This is a genomic window from Streptomyces sp. NBC_01232 (genome assembly GCF_035989885.1).
In the GTDB taxonomy this organism is placed as follows: domain Bacteria; phylum Actinomycetota; class Actinomycetes; order Streptomycetales; family Streptomycetaceae; genus Streptomyces.
Genome location: NZ_CP108518.1, coordinates 7,823,265 through 7,842,026, shown reverse-complemented (window position 1 = coordinate 7,842,026; position 18,762 = coordinate 7,823,265). Strand labels below are relative to the sequence as shown.

General features: G+C 74.0%; 14 protein-coding genes. 6 read left to right on the top strand and 8 right to left on the bottom strand.

What is annotated here, in order from left to right:
* Positions 1 to 23: 23 nt before the first annotated feature.
* Genes OG444_RS36025 through OG444_RS36015 form a run of 3 tightly spaced genes read right to left on the bottom strand, consistent with a single transcriptional unit; the run spans position 24 to position 7,143 of the window.
* Positions 24 to 980 carry an ABC transporter ATP-binding protein gene (locus tag OG444_RS36025; protein ID WP_327266064.1) on the bottom strand — a complete coding sequence of 319 codons (957 nt, stop codon included), beginning with the start codon at positions 978 to 980 and terminating at the stop codon, positions 24 to 26.
* Positions 977 to 3,862 carry a hypothetical protein gene (locus OG444_RS36020; RefSeq protein WP_327266063.1) on the bottom strand — a complete coding sequence of 962 codons (2,886 nt, stop codon included), beginning with the start codon at positions 3,860 to 3,862 and terminating at the stop codon, positions 977 to 979. Before OG444_RS36020 ends, OG444_RS36025 begins: the two co-directional genes overlap by 4 nt.
* Complete coding sequence (locus OG444_RS36015; RefSeq protein ID WP_327266062.1) at positions 3,859 to 7,143, bottom strand: ABC transporter permease; 3,285 nt, start codon at positions 7,141 to 7,143, stop codon at positions 3,859 to 3,861. The genes OG444_RS36020 and OG444_RS36015 overlap by 4 nt, the downstream gene beginning before the upstream one ends.
* Before the next feature lie 197 nt (positions 7,144 to 7,340).
* Here OG444_RS36015 and OG444_RS36010 point away from each other — a divergent pair, with 197 nt between their 5' ends.
* Positions 7,341 to 8,078 carry an ABC transporter ATP-binding protein gene (locus OG444_RS36010; RefSeq protein WP_327266061.1) on the top strand — a complete coding sequence of 246 codons (738 nt, stop codon included), beginning with the start codon at positions 7,341 to 7,343 and terminating at the stop codon, positions 8,076 to 8,078.
* Here the strand turns inward: OG444_RS36010 and OG444_RS36005 are convergent.
* A complete protein-coding gene (locus OG444_RS36005; protein WP_327266060.1) occupies positions 8,073 to 8,771 on the bottom strand; it encodes a DUF4232 domain-containing protein in 699 nt (232 codons plus the stop codon). The two genes, OG444_RS36010 and OG444_RS36005, sit on opposite strands and share 6 nt — an antisense overlap.
* Positions 8,772 to 8,987: 216 nt before the next feature.
* On the opposite strand from OG444_RS36005, the gene OG444_RS36000 reads away from it, so the two are divergent.
* The 4 genes from OG444_RS36000 to OG444_RS35985 all read left to right on the top strand — a co-directional run bounded on the left by OG444_RS36000 (position 8,988) and on the right by OG444_RS35985 (position 14,249).
* Complete coding sequence (locus OG444_RS36000) at positions 8,988 to 10,463, top strand: helix-turn-helix domain-containing protein (protein WP_327266059.1); 1,476 nt, start codon at positions 8,988 to 8,990, stop codon at positions 10,461 to 10,463.
* Positions 10,464 to 10,678: 215 nt separating this feature from the next.
* Positions 10,679 to 12,355, top strand: a complete 1,677-nt coding sequence (locus tag OG444_RS35995) for an FAD-dependent oxidoreductase (protein ID WP_327266058.1) — start codon at positions 10,679 to 10,681, stop codon at positions 12,353 to 12,355.
* A complete protein-coding gene (locus OG444_RS35990) occupies positions 12,352 to 13,899 on the top strand; it encodes an ATP-binding protein (RefSeq protein WP_327266057.1) in 1,548 nt (515 codons plus the stop codon). The genes OG444_RS35995 and OG444_RS35990 overlap by 4 nt, the downstream gene beginning before the upstream one ends.
* A complete protein-coding gene (locus OG444_RS35985; RefSeq protein WP_327266056.1) occupies positions 13,896 to 14,249 on the top strand; it encodes a UBP-type zinc finger domain-containing protein in 354 nt (117 codons plus the stop codon). The genes OG444_RS35990 and OG444_RS35985 overlap by 4 nt, the downstream gene beginning before the upstream one ends.
* 22 nt (positions 14,250 to 14,271) lie before the next feature.
* Here the strand turns inward: OG444_RS35985 and OG444_RS35980 are convergent, their stop codons facing one another.
* The 4 genes from OG444_RS35980 to OG444_RS35965 form a co-directional block, all read right to left on the bottom strand.
* Positions 14,272 to 15,012 (bottom strand): DJ-1/PfpI family protein, encoded by a 741-nt coding sequence (locus OG444_RS35980; RefSeq protein WP_327266055.1) that lies wholly within the window; start codon positions 15,010 to 15,012, stop codon positions 14,272 to 14,274.
* A 139-nt stretch (positions 15,013 to 15,151) separates the two neighbouring features.
* The gene (locus OG444_RS35975; protein ID WP_327266054.1) at positions 15,152 to 15,934 is read right to left on the bottom strand and encodes a crotonase/enoyl-CoA hydratase family protein; all 783 of its coding nucleotides are present in this window, start codon (positions 15,932 to 15,934) and stop codon (positions 15,152 to 15,154) included.
* A gap of 68 nt (positions 15,935 to 16,002) precedes the next feature.
* Positions 16,003 to 16,710 (bottom strand): response regulator transcription factor, encoded by a 708-nt coding sequence (locus tag OG444_RS35970; RefSeq protein WP_327266053.1) that lies wholly within the window; start codon positions 16,708 to 16,710, stop codon positions 16,003 to 16,005.
* 15 nt (positions 16,711 to 16,725) lie between these two features.
* On the bottom strand, positions 16,726 to 18,015 hold the full coding sequence (locus tag OG444_RS35965; RefSeq protein WP_327266052.1) for a sensor histidine kinase: 1,290 nt from the start codon (positions 18,013 to 18,015) through the stop codon (positions 16,726 to 16,728).
* A 267-nt stretch (positions 18,016 to 18,282) separates the two neighbouring features.
* Here OG444_RS35965 and OG444_RS35960 point away from each other — a divergent pair, with 267 nt between their 5' ends.
* A complete protein-coding gene (locus OG444_RS35960; RefSeq protein ID WP_327266051.1) occupies positions 18,283 to 18,717 on the top strand; it encodes a hypothetical protein in 435 nt (144 codons plus the stop codon).
* The last annotated feature ends 45 nt before the right edge of the window (positions 18,718 to 18,762 follow it).

The following is an 18,762-nucleotide window of genomic DNA, read 5'->3' as shown; positions in this document are numbered from 1 at the left end:
GACGCTGACCCAGGAGACAGAGCCTAGCTGCGGTCCGGGCGCAGTTCGATGTGGTCCGGGGCCAGGTCGACCGCCACGCGGTGTTCCATGCCCAGGGCCTCCAGGAACTTCGGTGGGAGCTGGACCCGGCCGGAGCGGTCGAGGACGACGTACTCCCGTTCGCTGATCGATTCCTCGCCGTGCTCGTCGGTGACCAGGCGGCGCAGGACCTCGCTGCTGGTGCGGCCGTCGCGGATCGCGACCGTGCGGCGGACCTCGCCCGCCACCATGGGGTCGTGCGTCACGATGACCACCGTCACGCCGAGTTCCTTGTTCACGGTGCGGAACGTCTCGAAGACCGCCGCGGCCGTCTCCGAGTCCAGCTCGCCCGTGGGTTCGTCGGCGAGCAGCACCTTGGGGTCGTTGGCCATCGCGACGGCTATCGCGACGCGCTGCTGCTGGCCGCCGGACAGTTCCGCCGGGCGGCGGTGCCCCAGGTCGCCGATCCCGAGGGCGTCCAGGATCTCCCCGACGCGGGCGGCGCGGCGGGCGCCGGAGCCACGGCGGGAGCCGCCGCCCTTCAACTGCATGGGCAGGGCGACGTTCTGGGCGGCCGTCAGAAACGGCAGGAGGTTGCGGGCGGTCTGCTGGAAGACGAATCCGACCGCTTCGCGGCGGTAGCGCAGCCGGTCCCGGGCGGACAGTTCCAGCAGGTCGTAGCCGGCGACCGCCGCGCTGCCCGCCGTCGGGACGTCCAGGCCCGCCAGGATGTTCAGGAGGGTGGACTTGCCGCTGCCGGAGGCGCCGACCAGGGCCATCAGGTCTCCCTGGTCGACCGTCAGCTCCAGCCCCTGCAGGGCCTGTACCTCGATGCCGTCCTGGCTGAAGATCCGGACGAGGCGGTCGCAGGCGATCGCGGCGTCGGCCGCCGGGGTGCGGGGCTCCGCGGCGGCCGTCGCCCGGCGGCGGAGCTCCTCGTACGTCGGCTGGTCGGTGTTCAACGCTGGTCTCCCGCTCTCAACTCGGTGGTGATCTGCCGTCGCCCGGATGTCGCCGCCTCGACGATTACGGCGACGGCGACCAGGGCGGCCAGGCCCAGGGCCTGGGTCAGTACGGGCCCCGCCGTGAGCCGTACTCCGTTCGGCACGCGCGCGCCGACCAGCGTGGACAGGTCCATCGCCGGGCCCAGCAGGGCCACGGCGGCTGCCGCCACCAGGGCCCCGCCCAGCGTCGCGGCCAGGGTCTGCGGCAGGGTCTCGGCCAGGATCAGCGCGACGCCCTGCCTGCGGCGCAGCCCCATGGTGCGCAGCCGGGCCAGCAGGGCCGCGCGTTCGGGGACGGTCCGCATCAGCGTCAGCAGTACGGCCAGCAGCGCGAAGCCCGCCGCTCCGGCCACGGAGGCCCAGAACAGGCGCTGCGCCGAGCGCTGCAAGGGATCGGCGCCGAGCCCGTCGACGGCTTCGGCACTGGTGCTCACGGGGTACACCTCGTCGACCGGGGCCGGGCCCTCGGCGGAACCGGAACCCGGGATGGGGGCCGGGGCCGGGCCGGGAGTCGCGGACGCCGCCGGGAGCTTGGAGCGGACCAGCGCGCGCAGCCGGTCACCGTCGACGGAACCGAGGCCGAACCAGCGGTTCGGGTGGTCGGCGACGCCCGTGAGGGCCTTCGCGGCACCGGCCGGCAGGATGACGGTCGCGGCGTCCCGGGCCGGATGGGCCGGGGTGCAGTCGATCACGCCCGCGACCCGGACCTGCAGCTCTCCGCCCTCGCCCGGCAGCACCCGGTAGGTACCGCCCCGCGCGTCCCGTCCGGCCAGGCCCGCGCTGAACAGTGCGGGCACCGGGACGTCGGCGGACTGCCCGTTCTTGGTGGCCAGCAGGGCGGGGTCGAAGGCGCCGCAGCCGATGACGCGGGACAGCTCGGCGTACGCGGCCGGTTCGGCGACGATCACGGTGACCTGGCCGGAGCGCTGGGGGGTGCCCAGTACGGAGGAGTCGTGGTCGACCCACACCGGTACGGACGTCCGCACGCCCGGCAGCTCGCCGGCGGCCTTCGCGAGGCCCTCGGGGAGCGGGGACTTCCCGCTCGCGGAGATCGCCGCGTCGCCCCCGACGGTCAGCCGGGCCACTCCCAGCCGGGAGGAGTCCACCGACTGCAGGACGGCGGCGCCGAAGCCGCCGGTGGTGATGGCGAGGAGCACCGCGACCATCGGCAGGACGGAGGGGCCGCTGCGGCCGCGGGCACCGGTGCCGGTCGCCGCCGCGCCGCGGGCGGCGCGCACGAGTCCGAGGAAGCCGACGAGTCCGGAGCCACGGCCGGCCGCCCGGGCGAGCCAGCCGGTGACGACCGGCTGGATCCGGGCCAGCAGCAGCCCTCCGCACAGGGCCAGCAGCAGCGGGGCGGCGATCAGCAGCGGGTCGACGTCGCTGCCGGGCGGGGCGACCCCGCGGCGGCGCACCGCCAGGACGGCGGCGGCGGTGGCGATGAGGACGAGCAGTTCGGCCACGGGCCTGCGCCACCGCCCGGCCGGGCGGGCCGGGGTCAGCAGTACGCCCGCCCGTACGGGGAAGGCCAGCAGTGCGACCAGGGCGACGGCCGCGGCCGAGAGCAGTGCGGGCACGAGCCTGGGGGTGGGCAGCAGCAGGACGGCGAGCGCGGTGGCGGCCGCGGCCGCCGGGAGCACGGTGACGGCGCCCTCGCCGAGGAGCCGGCCGACGATGGCGGCGCGCGAGCCGCCGCGCGCGAGCAGCAGGCGCAGTTCGGCGTCGCGGCGGTCGGCCGCGAGTGCGCCGGCCAGGCACAGCACGACGAAGGCAACGCCTGCGACCCCGGCGGGGCCGATGGCGGCGAGCGGGGCAGCGGCCTGGGTACGGGCGCGGGCCTGTTCGAACAGCTCGGGCAGCCACGAGGTGGTGTGCAGCCGGGTGCGGCCGGTCTCCCGGGCGAGGGTGGCGGCGGTCGGCCCGGCCACGTACGAGGCGATCTCCTTCCTCGTGGCGTCGAGCCGGTCGGCGCGCAGGCGGCCGACGTCGACGGGCAGCCGCCAGAAGTCCTCGGCGGCGCGGCTCCAGTCGGCCATCCGGTCGAGGTCCCCGGTGCCGACCAGGGCGTCGACGTGCCAGGAGAGGTTCTCCCCGCTGTAGTGCGCGCAGGCGCGGGCGAGGCATCCCAGGTTGTCCGTCCAGAAGTCGTCCGTCTCGTCGAGGACGGCGTACAGGCCGACGACCTCGACGGAGGGTGTGCCGTCGACGCGGGGGGCGCTCTGCAGGACGGATCCGACGCGGGCGCCGAGGGTCGCCGCGGCCTTCTGCGAGAGGACGACCTGCAGGGGGGCCGTGCCCCCGGTGCCGCCCCGGGGAGGGGCCGCGGGTGTGCCGGCGGGCCAGCGCCCCTCGGCCAGCTTCACGTGGGCCTCCGCCTGGCGGACGTGCAGGAGGTTCATCGCGGGCGGAAGGCCGGAGGGGCGGGGGAGTTCCGGATTCTGCAGGGGCTGCCGTTTGGTGGTGCGCGTGCCGTGGACCGTCGCCTCCGGGTCCACGCGGAAGGTGGATCCGGTGCCGGTGGGGGCGAGCAGTTTCTCCAGCGTGGCATCCAGGGCCTGGGCGCTCTGCCCGCTGTCCGGGGAGGGCGCGGTCACCTGCAGGCTGGTGTTGGCGACTCCGCGCTGCTCCAGGAAGGAGCGCAGGGCCTGGTCGGCGCCCCTGTCCTGGGCGCGCGGCAGTGCGGCGGCCAGCAGGACGGCCACGAAGGCCAGTGCTGCGCCGAGTACGGTGCCGAGCGGAGCCGCCCGCAGCCGGGTCCTGACCCAGGGCGCGGGCCTCGGGGCGGTGGACGGCGGTGGCGTGGCGGACGGCGGGGTGGCGGACGGCGGCGGGGTGGTCACATCTCCTCCACGGGGCGCAGCCGGGCGGCGATGTCGCGGCCCCGGGGGCCGCTGAGCGCGGCCGACAGAAGGGGGACGGCGGCGATGGCGGCGACCGTCAGCAGGGTCTGCCAGAACGGCATGTCCACCTGTACGGGTGGGAAGGGCCGGCCGGCGGCGGGTGTCAGTACGACGAGGGGCGCCATCAGGTGGACGAGGGCGATGCCCAGGCCGGTGCCGACCGCGGTCCCGATGGCGATCAGTACGCCGCCCTCGGCGGCGGACGCCAGGGCCAGCGAGCGGCGCGGCGTGCCGAGCGCGAGCAGGACCGAGAACTCCCTGCCGCGTACGCGCCGTTCGGCGGCGGTGGAGGTGGCGAAGCCGATGGCCGCAAGGACCGCGCACGCGGCGGCGAGGGCGGCCAGCGCGCTCTGCGGGCCGGCGCTCAGCGGGTCGTCCAGCAGCCGTTCGGTGATCTCCTCGCGCAGCTGGACGCGCTCGATCCGGGCGCCGTCGCGCAGCTGGGCCGCCGCGCGGGCCGGTACCGGGTCGGCCGCCCAGGTGGCGGGCAGCCACCACTCGGTGGGCGAGGCGGGCTGCCGGCCGGAGGACTCCAGGAGGAACCGGCCGAGCACGTGCAGGTCGACGGCGATCGCCGAGCGTCCGGCCACGGGGAGGGACTCCACGGCGGCGGTGATCCGCATCGGGACGTTCGCGCCGTCCACGGTGATGGGGACCGTATCGCCCACCTTGGCGCCCAGGGAGCGCAGGTAGCGGGTGGTGGCGACGGCCGGGACCGCGGCGCCGGGCGGCGCGGGGGGCGCCGGGAACAGGACGGTGGTGACGCCCTGCAGGGTGCCGAAGCCTCCCCAGTAGCGCAGCTGCAGCAGGTCCGTGGAGCCGGCCGGGACGGGGGACGGCTCGGGGGCCCGCGGGGATCCGGGGCCCGGCAGGGGGGACGTCTGCCAGCTGCCGGCGGGCACGGTGACGCTCCCGGCGGGGCCGTCCGCGGTGTCGGAGACGGCGATCCGGCGCAGGGTGAGGGCACTGCCGTCGCCCGGGTGGTCGCCGTCCCCCGCGTACGAGAGGCGTATCCCCGCCAGCGTCAGCGGGGTGGCCGCCGATCCGACGGGGGCGCCGGTCAGCGCGTCCAGAAGGAAGGGGAGGGTGGCGTTGCCTTCGGCGGGCAGCGTGACGGAGGCCGTCCCGTAGGTGGCTCCGAACCGGTCGCGCAGCAGCAGGCTCACGGCGGCCCAGCTCGTACCGGAGGCCCGTACCGACACGTCGAGGTCGATCCTGCGGGGGGAGCCGGGCAGGGCGATGCCGGGGCTCGCGGGGGCGGGGTCCGCGCCCGCGGCGAGCGGCTCCGCGAGCGGTGCGAAGAGCTCCTGCATCGTGCGCCCGCCGCGCAGGTCCGCGCGCAGCGGCACCTGTTCGCCGACCTTGGCGGCGTCCAGTGCGACGACGTCGGCGAGGCTCGCGTCCGGCAGCTTCTGCTCACGGCGGACCACCGGGGTCAGGCGGTCCCCGCCGGGCAGTGCCGCGTAGCGTCCGCCCTGTCCCATCGGGGACATGCTGCTCCCGGAGATCCGCAGGCCGCCCGCGCTCGCGAAGTCGGCCTGGTCGCGCTGGGAGGCGGACCACGCGGTGTGCTGGCCGAGGGCCAGGATCCCGCCGGAGACGGCGAGTACGAGGAGCAGTACGGGTCCGGTGGCCCGGCCGGGCCGTCGGGCGAGCTGCCAGCCGAACAGCGCCGGGGCCAGGCTCTTGCCGCGGGCCGCCAGCCGGCCGCCGGCCCGCGCCGCGAACGGCAGCAGCCGCAGGACCAGCAGGGTGCCGCCGCACAGCGCCAGGGCGGGTGCGGCGACCAGGACCGGGTCGATGCCGAGCCCGCCGCCGGCCGAGGCGCCGGGTGCGGGGGCGTCCGTACTGCCGTACTGCGACAGCTGCTGGTAGCCGAGGACGGCGAGGACCAGGACGGCCAGGTCCACGCCGGAGCGGGCGGCGCCCGTCACCAGGGCCTGCCTGCTGCCCGCGCGGCGCAGGACTGCGGCCGAGGCTCCGCGCAGGACGGAGGGCAGGGTCGTCAGCAGGACGCAGGCCAGGGCGCAGCCGGTGGCGACCGGCCAGACCAGCCAGGTGTCCGGGATGTCCAGGTGGACGCGGCCGAGCGGTCCGAACCGGCCGAACAGGCGCAGCAGGGGCGGGGTGAGCAGGGGTGCCAGGACGGCCGCGGGCAGGGCGAGCAGCAGTGACTCGGCGGCGGTCAGCGCACCGAGGCGTCGGCGCGAGGCGCCGCGGGCGGTGAGCAGGACCCGTTCCGGTTCCTGGCGGACGGTCAGGATGTGGGCGACGAGCAGCAGCGCGGCGGTCGACAGGACGGCCAGCTGGAGGGCGCCCATCAGCAGGGTGGACCGGGCGACGACGGTGCCGGCGCTCAGCTCGCCCAGGATTTTGGGCAGTTCGGTGGCGGTCCGGAGCGAGGCGGCGCCTTCGAGGGAGACGCTCGCGGGTTCGGTCGCGGTCCGGACGGCCTCGGCCTCGGCGGCGGTGATCGTGCGCAGGTCGGGGGTCAGCAGTGTGAGGCGGTGGTTCTGCAGCACGCCGCCCGTGGTGAAGGCGCTGTCGTCCACCAGGAGCGGGCCGTAGACGGCGAAGGAGTCGGCCTGCACCTCCCGGCCGCCGAGCGGGTCGAGCCGCCAGTACGCGGCGTCCGGGTCGGCGGCCCGGTACACGCCGGTGATCTGCACGGTCAGCGGTGGTCCGCCGAACCGGTCCTCCAGCCGGACCGGTGCGGGCAGCGCGGACTCGGTCAGGCCGAGCCGGGCGAGCGCCGCGCGCGGCACCGCCACCTGGGTGGGCGCGGCCGGCGCGCCGGCGGCGGGTGCGGCCACCGGAGCGGGCCACTGGCCGGCGAGCAGGCGCACGTGGTCCTTGCCGAGGGCGGCGAGCAGCGTCAGGTCGGCGTCGCGGCCCGAGGTGGCGACGCCGGGGAGTCCGTACGAGCGGCTGCGGGCCACGCTCTCGGAGGCCACCGGGAGCCGGCCGAACACCTGGTCCGCGAAGGCCCGTACGGACTCGTCGTCCTGGCCGCGGGAGGAGACGGGACGGCCGCTGGTGACGACGACGGTGGTCCGGGGCTGTTCGGCGCCGGTCAGGGCCCGTCGGAGCCCTTCCTCGCCCACGCCACGGGTGAAGGCCGTCAAGGCGGTCAGAGTGGTCGCGGTGATCAGTACGGTGAGCAGCACGGCGACGGCGAGCGGCCACCGCCCGCGCAGTCGGCGCACGACGAAGCCGAGCACGTGTTGAATTCCTCCCCCTGTCCGGACCCTCGGTACCGGATAGCGGACGATGCTGCCAGATACGGGCGATAGGGGGAAGGGGCTTGCGTGATTGGTGTGGCGGATGCGCAAATGCGATCAGAAAGCTGCAGCGGCAGCGTGTGCGGACCGTGGGGCGGGACGCCCCACGGGGACAACACGACGGGGGAACAGACGCGATGAGGGATCAGCAGGCACCGGCGACGGTCGCGACGGCGGCGCGGGAGGGCGACGGCTCACCGATCGTCGTGGTCGAGGACGTGCACCACAGCTTCGGCAGCGGACCGCAGGCCGTCCACGCCCTGCGCGGCGTGTCCTTCGAGGTCCGCCGCGGCGAACTCACCGCCCTCCGGGGCCGGTCGGGCTCCGGGAAGACCACCCTGCTGAACCTCGTGGGCGGCCTCGACACCCCGACCGGCGGCCGGATCACCCTCGACGGCACCGACCTCGCGGCCCTCGACGAGCCGGGCCTGCTCGCCCTGCGCCGCGACCGCATCGGCTTCGTCTTCCAGTCGTTCGGACTGATACCCGTCCTCACCGCCGCCGAGAACGTGGGCGTCCCGATGCGGCTGCGCCGCGTCCCCGCCAAGGTCCGCGAGGAGCGCGCCCGGACCCTGCTCGCCCTGGTCGGTCTCGCGGACCACGCCGAGCAGCGCCCCGGCGAGCTCTCCGGCGGCCAGCAGCAGCGCGTCGCGGTGGCCCGCGCCCTGGCCAACGACCCCGACCTGATCATCGCGGACGAGCCCACGGGCCAGCTCGACTCCGAGACCGGCCGGTCGGTCATGGAACTGCTGCGCGCGGTGGTGCGCAGCGAGGCGGTGACCATCCTGGTCGCCACCCACGACCCCAACCTGATCGAGCTCGCCGACCGGGTCGTGGAACTGCGCGACGGCCGCATCGTGGAGACCGGCTCATGAGCCGAGCGCGTCCGCGGCGTTCCGCTGCCAGTACGTGACCGTCAGCGAGCTGTCGTAGGGGACACCGGCCGCCGGGAGTGACGGGGTGGCGGACGCACCGCCGTCGCTCCTGGGCGTCCGGCCCTGGAAGGCGATCGTGAGCCGGTGTCCGGTCGTCCCGCCCTCGCCGCTTCCGTCGGCCGCGGAGAGCAGCGCTCCGGCGTAACCCGACTCGCCGGGTGCGAGGGACACCACCGCCTGGGGCCGGGTCTCCTCCCGGGCCGCGGGCGCCCACTGCATCTCGTCGAAGCGGAGCAGCGGGTAGTACGTCAGGTCGCAGGTCTTCGAGCCGGTGTTCCTCACCGTGATCAGCATGTGGTTGAGCGGGCGGGAGACCGGCTGGACGGTGACGCCGGTGTTGGAGCCGTTGCACAGGACGTGGCTCCCGGCACCCGACGCGTCCGGCGAGCCCTTCGCACCACCGGTGGGAGTGGCGGTGGCCTTCGCCGTGGTCCCGGCGGGAGGCGTCGCGGAGCCCGGGTCCGGGGTGCCCGAAGGGGCGGCCGTGGCGGCGCCCGAGGTGGCTGCTGCTCCCCCGTCCTTGAATCCCCCGCCGTCCTCGCACGCCGTGAGGGCGAGGACGACGAGGGCGGCAGCGGCGGCAGCCGCATGGCGCCGGGAGGAGGAGGTGGGGAGGAGGTGGAACGCGTGCATGACTGACGGCCTCTCATAGGGCACGACCGCGGGGACCCACCGGTGGGAACCGGGCGCCGGGAGCGGTGTGCTTGGATGACCTCAGCCTGTGCCGAGATCCGTCCCGGCCGCCACATCTGCTCGGCGGTCAGGGACGCTGGAATGCCGAGACAGGCTCTGAGCTGCTGAAACAACCTGTTCCTGGGATGCGGAACGGGACACCGGGTGGGAGGAACAGTGCCCGAGGACACGGCCGAGTCCGAGTTCGCCGGACTGCTGCGGGAGTTGAAGGACCGGTCCGGCCACAGCTACGGAACACTCGCCAAGCGGCTCCACATGAGTACGTCGACCCTGCACCGGTACTGCAGCGGCGCCGTGGTCCCGACGGACTACGCACCGGTCGAACGTCTCGCGCGCCTCTGCAGGGCCACGCCCGAGGAACTCGTCGCCCTGCACAGGAGTTGGGTGCTGGCGGACACCAACCGCAGCCGCAGGAGCGGCGATACGGGCAGCGCGGAGAGAGCCGCTGCGACCGCCCGGGACGGGGCCGGGCCGGCCACGGCCGGGACGCGGGCGGAGGCCGAAGCGGAAGCGCGAACTGAGGCGGAGGCGGAGCCCACGCCTCCGGCGGCGGAGGAGTCCGAGCAGGCGGCCGAGCAGGTACCCGCCGAAGCCCTTCCTGCCGACACCGCCTACGCCGCCGGCACGACCGACATCACCGGCGAGACCGACACGACCGCGACCGTCGGCACGACCGAGACCTCCGGCGAGACCGCGCCGACGGGGCGGCGCCGCCCGCGCAGGGCCGTCCTCGCCGGAACCGCCATGGTCGCCGTCGCCGCCGTCGCCGGGGTTCTCGCCCTCTCCACGGACCTCCTGACCCGGAGCGCCGACGTCCGCGACAGCCCCGTCGGCTCCGCGACCCTCGCTCCGGGCGGAGCGGAGCAGCGTACGGGCGGCCCGGCTGCGGCCCCCGCATCGCCGTCCGGGAACCCTGCGGGCACCCCGGAGGACGGCCCGGCCGGGACTCACCCCGCGGCCTCGCCCCCCGGCTCCGCACCCGCCGCCCCCGGCTCCGCCCCCGACCCCGGGAGCGCTTCCGGCACGCCGGTGAAGGTGACCACCCAGCCGTACAGCTGGGAGACGCCCTGCGCCCAGCACTACCTGATCGAGAAGCCTCCGGCCCAGGTCGGACCGCCGCCCGTGGAACGTGACGCACCCGCATGGGTGGCGGCGGCCGGAGCCGTGTCCGCGGGCGAGCAGTACGTCACCGTCACCGTGCAGGGCGCCGGCAGGGAGACGGTGGTCCTGGACGGCCTGACCGTCCGCACGGTCGGCAGGCGCGCGCCCCTCGCCTGGAACGACTACGCCATGGGCTACCCGGGGGTCGGCTGCGGGGCCGACGTCCCGACCCGCTCCTTCACCGTGGCCCTCGACGCCGCGCGCCCGGCCGTCGTGCCCGAGGCGGACCAGCGGGGCTTCCCGTACACGGTGAGCGAGTCCGAACCGGAAGTGCTCCACATCAGGGCGGACACCTCCGCGTACGACGTGAGCTGGTACCTGGAACTGTCCTGGTCCAGCGGATCCCGGCGCGGCACCCTCCGGATCGACCACAACGGCAAGCCCTTCCGCACCAGCGGTCACAACGGGCGGCCCGGCTACGTGTTCCCCCTCGGCGGCGACGGGTGGGTCAGGGCGGGGAAGGCCTCCTGAGCCCTCGGGGGTGTCCTGCGATCGGGCGAGCCCTGCGTGATCGGCAAGACGCCCCCGAGGCTCCGGGCCGTTGACCAGGAGCGACCGGCCGCGCACCGGGAGCGCACGGCCCGCGTCGTCCCGGAGCGGTCGGGGAGGATCGACCCTACGATGAACGGGAACCGGCGCGGGCGGCTTGCCGTGCCGCCTGCCCAGAGCTCTCGGGGTGGAGACGTATGGCACAGGCCGCCGACGCAGCGCGGACCGTGATTCTGACCGTGGACGACGACCCGGGAGTCTCCCGGTCCATCGCCCGTGACCTGCGGCGCCGCTACGGCGCCGACTACCGGATCGTGCGCGCCGAGTCCGGTGAGTCCGCCCTGGAGGCGCTGCGCGAGCTCAAGCTGCGGGGCGACCTGGTGGCGGTCGTCCTGGCCGACTACCGCATGCCGCAGATGAACGGCATCGAGTTCCTCGAACAGGCCCTGCAGGTGTACCCGGGGGCGCGGCGGGTGCTGCTGACGGCGTACGCCGACACCAATGCGGCGATCGACGCGATCAACGTCGTCGACCTCGACCACTACCTGCTCAAGCCCTGGGACCCTCCGGAGGAGAAGCTCTACCCCGTCCTGGACGATCTGCTCACGGCCTGGCGCTCCAGCGACTACCGGCCGGTACCCGCGACGAAGGTGGTGGGTCACCGCTGGTCGGCGCGTTCCTCGCACGTACGGGAGTTCCTGGCCCGCAACCAGGTGCCGTACCGCTGGTACTCCTCCGACGAGCCGGAGGGCCGGCGGCTCCTGGAGGCGGCCGGGGCCGACGGGCAGCGGCTGCCGCTGGTGATCACCCCCGACTGCAAGGTGCTGATCGAGCCCGACGCCCCCGAACTGGCCGCCCACGTGGGACTCGCGACGACGCCGACCGCCGACTTCTACGACCTCGTGGTCATCGGCGGCGGCCCGGCCGGGCTCGGCTCGGCGGTGTACGGGGCCTCGGAGGGCCTGCGCACCGTACTGATCGAGCGTTCGGCGACCGGCGGACAGGCCGGGCAGAGCTCCCGCATCGAGAACTACCTGGGCTTCCCGGACGGGGTGTCGGGTGCGCAGCTCACCGAGCGCGCCCGCCGCCAGGCCGGGCGGTTCGGCGCCGAGATCCTCACGGCGCGCGAGGTCACCGGGCTGGAGGTGAACGGCGCGGCGCGCGTCGTCCACTTCTCGGACGGCTCGGCGATCGCCGCCCACAGCATCATCCTGGCGACCGGTGTGTCGTACCGGCAGCTCCACGCGCCGGGCTGCGACCAGCTGACCGGCTGCGGGGTGTACTACGGCTCCTCGCTGACCGAGGCGGCCTCCTGCCAGGGGCAGGACGTGTACATCGTGGGCGGCGCCAACTCGGCCGGACAGGCGGCTATGTACCTGGCGCGGGGCGCCAAGTCGGTGACACTGCTGGTGCGCGGGGAGTCCCTGGCGGCCTCGATGTCGTACTACCTGATCCAGCAGATCGAGGAGATGCCGAACATCACGGTACGCACCCGGACCGTCGTCGATGCGGCGCACGGCGAGGGGCACCTGGAGCAGCTGACGCTGCGGGACGTGGACAGCGGCGGGACCGAACTCGTCGACGCGCAGTGGATGTTCGTGTTCATCGGCGCGGCCCCGCTGACCGACTGGCTGGACGGTACGGTGCTCCGCGACGAGCACGGCTTCATCCTGACCGGGCCGGACCTCACCCCGGACGGGCGGCCACCGGCAGAGTGGGAGCTGGACCGGCCGCCGTACCACCTGGAGACCAACATTCCCGGCGTGTTCGTGGCGGGCGACGCGCGCGCCCAGTCCGCCAAACGCGTCGCGTCCGCCGTCGGAGAGGGAGCCATGGCCGTGATGCTCGTCCACCGGTACCTGGAGCAGTCATGAGCGGAGAGGTCATGCCCTGCAGCCCGCAGGAGATCTCCTCGCTGTTCCTGTTCGAGAAGCTCTCCCCGGAGCAGCTCGGGCGGCTGTGCGGCGAGGGGCGGGTGGAGCGCTTCGATACGGGGCCGGTGTACACCGAGGGCGCCCCGGCCACCTGCTTCTACGTGATGATCGAGGGCACCGTCGTACTGTCGCGCCGGGTCGGGGGCGACGACGTCGAGGTGAGCCGGACCTCGCAGCGGGGCGTGTACGCGGGGGCCATGCAGGCGTACCTGGGCGAACAGGTCCCGCAGACGTACGTCAACTCCATGCGGGTGACGGAGCCTACGCGGTTCTTCGTGCTGCCCGCCCAGTCGTTCGCGGACATCATGCGGGAGTGGTTCCCGATGGCGGCGCACCTGCTGGAGGGGCTGTTCTTCGGCTCCAAGAACACCCAGCGGGCGATCGGGCAGCGGGAGCGGCTGCTGGCCCTGGGGTCGTTGTCCGCCGGGCTCACGCACGAGCTCAACAACCCGGCGGCGGCGGCCGTCAGGGCCACGGCGACGCTGCGCGAACGGGTCGGCAAGATGCGGCACAAGCTGGCCCACATCTCCCAGGGCCAGTATTCGCGCGAGGTGATCGCCGACCTCATCGAGATCCAGGAGCGCACGGTCGAACGCGTCGCGAAGGCCACGGCGCTCAGTCCTCTGGAGGCCTCCGACCGGGAGGACGAGCTAGCCGACTGGCTCGACGACCACGGCATCCAGGAGGGCTGGCGGCTCGCCCCGACCTTCGTGCAGGCGGGACTGGACACGGACTGGCTGGAGCACGTCGCGGCGACGGTGTCCGAGGAGATCCTGCCTTCGGCGATCGGCTGGCTCAACTACACGGTGGAGACCGAGCTGTTGATGGACGAGATCGACGACTCCACCACCCGCATCTCCCACCTCGTGGACGCGGCCAAGCAGTACTCGCAGCTCGACCGCGCACCGTACCGGGTGGTGGACGTCCACGAACTCCTCGACAGCACGCTGCTGATGCTGTCCGGGAAGATCGGCTCCCGGGTGCGGGTGGTCAAGGACTACGACCGCTCCGTACCGGACGTGCCGGCCTATCCGGCGGAGCTCAACCAGGTGTGGACCAACCTCATCGACAACGCCGTCTTCGCCATCGGGAGCACGGGCGGGGAGGGCACGCTGACGGTCCGCACGGCGCGGGAGGGCGACCGCCTGCTGGTGGAGTTCCGCGACACCGGACCCGGCATCCCGGCGGACATCCGCAGCCGCATCTTCGACCCCTTCTTCACCACCAAACCGGTCGGCGAGGGCACCGGTCTCGGCCTCGACATCTCCTGGCGGATCGTCGTCAGCAAGCACCACGGCAGCCTGCAGGTCGAGTCCGTGCCGGGCGACACCCGGTTCCAGGTGCTGCTGCCGCTGACCGCGCCGGAGACGGAGACGGAGGCCGGTCCCGGCGCCGGGACCGGCAACGCGACCCCACCCGAGAACGCGACCGAGACCCCACCCGAGACCGCGACCGCAACTCAGAACTCCGAGGAGCCCGCATGACCGACATCGAGGGAATCGACCCGAGCGCCCCGCCCACCGGCACCGGCTGCGCCGAGTGCGACGAGCTGGGCGGCTGGTGGTTCCACCTGCGGCGCTGCGCCCAGTGCGGGAACATCGGCTGCTGCGACTCCTCCCCGGCCCAGCACGCCACCGCCCACTGGAAGTCCACCGGCCACCCCCTGGTGCAGAGCTTCGAGCCGGGCGAGGAGTGGTTCTGGAACTACGACACCGACGCCCTGTACGACTCCGGTCCCGGGCTGGCCCCTCCGGGCGAGCACCCCGCGGACCAGCCGGCCCCGGGGCCGGCCGACCGGGTCCCCCAGGACTGGACGCGGCAACTCCACCGCTGACGACCCCCGTCCCGGCCTGCTGCTACGGCCGCCCGGCCGTCGGCGGAGTCCACACCGTGCCCCGGGCCTCGTACTCGAGCATCGCCTCGACACCGGTCGCCGCGTCGGCGCCGAGTTCCCGGCGTACGAGCCACAGGGCGAGGTCCAGGCCGGAGGTGATGCCACCGGCGGTGACCAGGTCCCCGTCGTCCACCACCCGGGCGTTCTTCACCAGTGCGCCCTGCTTCTCCAGGTCGGGCCGCGCCTTGTGATGGGTGGTGCAGGGCCGGTTCGTCGTCAGTCCGGCGGCGGCGAGCAGCATGGTGCCCGTACAGACGGCGCTGACGGTCAGGCCCGGGCGCACCGCCGCGGCCAGTTTCCGCGGCAGCACCCCGCTGCGGATCTCCGCCCACACCCCGGGGCTGTCGCGGCGTGCGTATCCCCCGCCGGGTACGAGGAGGACGTCCGCCTCACGGGGGGCCCACGCGTACTCGACGCCCACCCGGGTGCCGTAGGCGGCGCGTACGACGCCGGGGCGTCCGGCGGTGACGTAGCGGACGTCGATCTCGCGGCCCGTGAAGAACCGGGCCGCGCAGAACACCTCGTAGGGCGCCGCGAAGTCGAGCTCCTCCACCCCGTCGTACATGACGACCTGCACGCGCAGTGGCCCCGCCGCGTTCCCGGCGGCCGGCGGCTGAGCCGCCGCGGCCACCCCGGTGGCTGCCGCCAGGGTGGCTGCGGCGCCGGCCGCGACGGGGGCCCGGAGCACGTTCCTGCGATTCATCCGATGACTGCCTTCCGATCGCCCGGGCGGTCACGCCGCCCCTGTGACAGGAGTCGGAGGCGTGAATGCCCGGGTTCCCGAACCCGGTTGTGGCCGCGACCACACCGCCCTGGCCTGCCGGGCCCGAACCCGACAGGACCTAGGGGCCGAAGGTGCCGTGCCGGCCCGCCCCGGAGGCGAACCAGCCCGCTCCCGCCTGCGTTTCGCCCGCGGTCAGGGGCACCATCCCGTGCCGGAGTTCGCCCGCCAAAGCGTCCGTCTCGGACAGTCCGTGCTGTTCGAGGACGGACATCCGGTCGTGGCGCAGGCAGAGCCGGGGGAACCCGGCGATCTCGCGGGCCAGTTCCTCGGCGGCCGCCCGCGAGCGGCCCACGGGGACCACGCGGTTGGCCAGGCCGATCCCGTGCGCCTCCGCGGCGGTGACCGGACGGCCCGTCAGGATCAGGTCCATGGCGCGGCTCTCACCGATCAGGCGGGGCAGGCGCACCGTGCCGCCGTCGATGAGCGGCACGCCCCAGCGGCGGCAGAAGACGCCGAACACCGCGTCCTCCTCCGCGACCCGCAGATCGCACCAGAGCGCCAGCTCCAGGCCTCCTGCGACCGCGTGCCCCGCGACGGCGGCGATCACCGGCTTGCCGAGCCGCATCCGGGTCGGTCCCATGGGCCCGTCGCCCGAGGGGCGTACGCGGTTTCCGCGTTCGGTGCCGATGGCCTTGAGGTCGGCGCCCGCGCAGAAGGTTCCGCCCTCGCCCCAGAGGACGGCGACGGCCGCGTTCTCGTCGTTCTCGAATTCACGGAAGGCGTCGGCCAGTTGCTGCGCCGTCGGGCCGTCGACTGCGTTGCGCACCTCCGGCCTGCTCAGGATCACCGTGAATACGGGACCCTCCCGCTCCACCCGTACCGAGCCCTGATCGTCCGCCATGCCGCGCCCCTCCCGCTCACCGGCCTCCATTGTGGGGGCAGCCAGGCCGTCTCTTTCGGATCCTGCCGTCAGCCCGCCCCGCCCGCCGGGCTCCGGGGGGAGGGCAGGGCCGTCGGGCCACCGGGCGTCACGAGTGCGGTCTCGTACGCGAAGACGACGACCTGGGCGCGGCTGGACAGTCCGAGCTTGGCCATCGCCCGGTTCAGGTGGGTCTTCACGGTGGCCTCGCTGATGAAGAGCCGTCCGGCGACCTCCGTGTTCGTCGCGCCGGTGGCCACGAGCCGCAGGACGTCGCGTTCCCGGCCGGTGACGGTGTCCCACTCGGGGGCGACGGCCTCCGGCGGCGTCGGCCCCGGGTGGTACGCCTCGATCAGGCGTCGGGTGACGGTCGGCGCGAAGAGCATGTCGCCGGAGGCCACGGTGTGGATGGCGGCGATCAGGCGCTCGGGCGGCGTCTCCTTGAGGAGGAAGCCGCAGGCGCCCGCGCGCAGGGCGTTGTAGACGTATTCGTCGAGGTCGAAGGTCGTCAGCACCAGGATCCTCGGCGCCGTGTCACCCGCCCGTCCGAGGATGCGTCGGGTCGCGGTGATGCCGTCGGTGCCCGGCATCCGGAGGTCCATGAGGATGACATCGGGCGCGGTGGCCTCGGCCCGGCGGACGGCTTCGTCCCCGTCGCACGCCTCACCGACCACGGTCAGCCCCGGCGCGGCGTTGAGCAGGGACACGAGCCCGGCACGGATGAGCAGTTGATCGTCGACCACCAGGACCGTGGGCATCGCAGATTCCAGTCCTCATCGGGAACGGACGTCCCCGGAACCCGGGGCCGGGAGGCCACCCGGCCGGTCACTGGTGGTGGGTGCCGGAAGGGTGAGCCGTACCTCGAACCCGCCGAGGGCGCGGGGGCCGGCGGTGACCGACCCGCCGTAGATGCTCGCGCGTTCCCGCATACCGATCAAGCCGTGACCAGGTGAAACCCCGGTGTTTGGCTGGAACTTGCCGCTTCCTTCGTCCGTCACGCACACCACGACGGTGTGTCGTTCGTAGCCGATCGTGACTGCGGCCCTGGTCGGCCCCGCGTGCTTGAGCACGTTCGTCAGCGCTTCCTGGACCACCCGGTAGACGCACAGGGCCATGCCCTGCGGAAGCCGGGCGGGGGATCCGGTGACCTCCATGGTGACCTCGGCCCCCGCGCCCCGCACCCGCTCGAGCAGCCTGTCGAGCAGGTCGAGCCCGGGGGCCGGGGCGTCGGCGGCGCCGTCCTCCAGCGCGTCCGCCCCGTCCGCATGCGCCCGCCCTTCCCGCTGTCCCGCCCCTTCCTGGCCGACACGCAGCAGTACGAGCATGCGGCGCATCTCCTCCAGCGCCTCCCTGCTGGTGTCGGCGATGGTGTCCAGGGCCCGCCGGCTCGACGCCGGGTCGGTGGGGAAGACGTACGAGGCCATGCCGGCCTGCAGCGAGATCACCGACATGTGGTGCGCGACCACATCGTGCAGTTCACGCGCGATGCGCACCCGCTCCTCCGTGAGCACCCGCAGGGCGTTCTCCGCCTGCTGCGCACGCAGTTGGGCGGTCAGTTCGGCGAACTGCCGGTTCCTCTCGGCGAGGGCTCCCGAGCCGCGCCCGACGACGAGGACGACGGCCGGGAACAGGACGGCCTGGGCGAGGACGGTGGGCATGGAGCTGTTGTCGGGGTTGCTCAGCCCCGCGTACACCCAGATCCCGGCCACGACGGCCGCGCACACGACGGAGGGGCGCGCGCGGCGGGTCGCCGCCACCGTGTACAGGCCCAGGAGCGGGGGCATCGAATTGACCACCGGCCAGTAGCCGCAGGCGATGAACAGGGTCCACAGCGCGCAGCTGGCGGCGAACACCGCGACGGGCGCGATGTGGCGGGCCAGCAGGACGAGACCCACCAGCGCGGTCAGGACCGCCCCGAGCTCGTCCACGGACCGCCAGCCGGCCGGTGGTTGCTCCCGCCCGAGCAGCAGCCCGGCGCCGACGTAGCCCAGCGCGAGCAGCGAGTCGACGACCAGCGACCGCCGTCCCCCGAGCCCGTCGGGGAATCCGAATCGAGCGTGCATCGGCGCAGCCTACGGGCCGGCGCACGGCCGGGCCATGGTCCTGCCGCAGGACCGGGCCCTACCGCGCCCGCATCCCCCGCTACCGCCACGGTTGCAGGCGGGCCGCGCGACACCCGCACCGGGTGGAGATCCGAATCATCCCGGTGCGTGCCGCTGTGTGGCCCCCTGCTCGCCTAGCTTTCTGTCTGGCCGGCCACCCAACGCAGCACGGGATGGTGGCGGCGCACCCGCTCGTCCTTCGATTCCCCGGAAAAGGGAGACACAGTCATGACCTCGCTCGCGAAGCGCACGCTCGTCGGAGCATCCGCCGCCGCCTCGGCCCTCGTCATCGGGCTGGCCGGCACCGCCGCCGCGGCCACCTTCGGCTTCAACAAGACCTCCTCCACCGGCAAGGCCGAGATCAGCGGTACGTACGAGTACCACGTGTCGGGGACGATCCCCCAGACCAACGAAAAGATCTACGCCGGATCGTTCAAGGGCGCCACGGCCAGGGACAAGGTGGCGGGCGACGGCTACGAGGCCGTTCTCGCCCTCTCGTACCAGGACTGGAAGGGCGGTGCCTGGCACCCCGTCACCAACTACGTGGCGGTGGTCAACGGTTCGAAGAGCTGGACCTTCAAGAACAAGAAGGACGTGAAGGCCTACGCCTGCGACCGCAAGGTCGGCACCACCAAGCTGCTGAACTGCCGGGCCGCCTGGTAGGAAGTGCGCGCCGGGCGGTGGCTCCCGGCGGTCACCGATACTGAT